This window comes from Mesorhizobium sp. M7D.F.Ca.US.004.03.1.1, from assembly GCF_003998635.1.
Lineage (GTDB): Bacteria > Pseudomonadota > Alphaproteobacteria > Rhizobiales > Rhizobiaceae > Mesorhizobium > Mesorhizobium loti.
On sequence record NZ_RZQG01001221.1, the window covers coordinates 1 to 1462 of the forward strand.

At 64.3% G+C, this 1462-nt stretch carries 3 protein-coding genes; all 3 read left to right on the forward strand.

Annotated features, from left to right (window positions below; all coding sequences use genetic code 11):
* Nucleotides 1-383 (forward strand): flagellar basal body rod protein FlgC (flgC, locus tag EN935_RS35770; protein WP_127374211.1); only part of this gene is annotated, 383 nt, incomplete at its 5' end.
* A complete protein-coding gene (locus EN935_RS35775) occupies nt 383-709 on the forward strand; it encodes a flagellar hook-basal body complex protein FliE (protein WP_109659400.1) in 327 nt (108 codons plus the stop codon). The genes flgC and EN935_RS35775, both read left to right, overlap by 1 nt.
* An 11-nt stretch (nt 710-720) precedes the next feature.
* Nucleotides 721-1462: flagellar basal-body rod protein FlgG (flgG, locus tag EN935_RS35780; RefSeq protein WP_127374212.1), on the forward strand; the 742-nt coding region annotated here is incomplete at its 3' end.

Sequence of the window (1462 nt, forward strand, 5' to 3'; positions counted from 1 at the left end):
CATCCGGCCTCGGCGCCCAGTCGGAGCGCCTGCGCGTGGTTTCCGAAAACCTCGCCAACGCCCAGTCGACCGGCACCGCGCCCGGCTCCGACCCCTATCGCCGCAAGACCATCAGCTTCGTCTCCGAGCTCGACCGGGCCTCCGGCAGCGCGACGGTTGCCGTGAACTCGATCGATCGTGATCCCAGTGACTTTCCTGTCGAATTCCAGCCCGGCAACGAGGCCGCCGACGAAAAGGGCTACGTAAAGATGCCCAACGTCAACGTGCTGATCGAGATGGCCGACATGACCGAGGCCAACCGCTCCTACGAGGCCAACCTTCAGGTCGTCAAGCAGGCGCGCGACCTGATTTCCATGACCATCGACCTGATGAGGAACCAGTAATGATCAGCGGTATCGGAGCCCTTCAGTTCAAGCCGTCGATCGGTGGCGACGACGCGGTGACAAGCCTGCTCCAGGGCGGCGCGACACCTTCGGCTGGCGGCAACATCGGCAGCTCCTTCGCCGAGGCGCTGAGCCAGGCAGCCTCCAAGACCGTCAACACGCTGCAGAATGCCGAGCAGGTGTCGGTACAGGCGCTCAAGGGCGACGTCGACACCCGTCAGGTGGTCGACGCCGTGATGAGTGCGCAGCAGGCGCTTCAGACCGCCGTCGCCATTCGCGACAAGGTGGTTTCCGCCTATCTCGAAGTCAGTCGAATGGGCATCTGAGGAATTCCGCCATGAAAGCACTCGCCATCGCCGCCACCGGCATGAATGCCCAGCAGACAAATCTGGAAGTCATCGCCAACAACATCGCCAACATCAACACCACTGGCTACAAGCGCGCCCGTGCTGAATTCTCCGACCTGCTCTATCAGGTCGATCGCACGCAGGGCGTGCCCAACCGCTCCAACGCCTCGCTGGTGCCGGAGGGTGTGTCGATCGGCCTCGGCGTCAAGACGACGGCCGTGCGCAACGTGCACACACAGGGCGAACTGACCAGCACCGGCAACAGTTTCGACCTGGCGCTCACCGGCAGGGGCTGGTTCCAGATCGAGGGTGCCGACGGCGGCACGCTCTACAGCCGCGCCGGCGCCCTCAACACCAACGCCACCGGCCAGCTGGTGACAGTCGACGGCGCTGCCGTCATTCCGGCAATCAACGTCCCCGTCGATGCCGTCGAGGTCATCGTCAACAAGACCGGCCAGGTCTTCGCCCGCATCGACGGCCAGACCGCCCTGCAGAACCTTGGCCAGCTTCAGATCGCCAATTTCGCCAACGAGGCGGGCCTGGCGCCGCTCGGCGACAATCTGTTCCAGGAAACCACGGCTTCGGGGCCGGCGAATGTCGGCGTCCCGGGCGATCCCGGCTTCGCCACGATCCAGCAGGGCTACCTCGAAGCCTCCAACGTCGACCCGGTCAAGGAAATCACCGAGCTGATCTCGGCGCAGCGCGCCTATGAGATGAACTCCAAGGTCATCC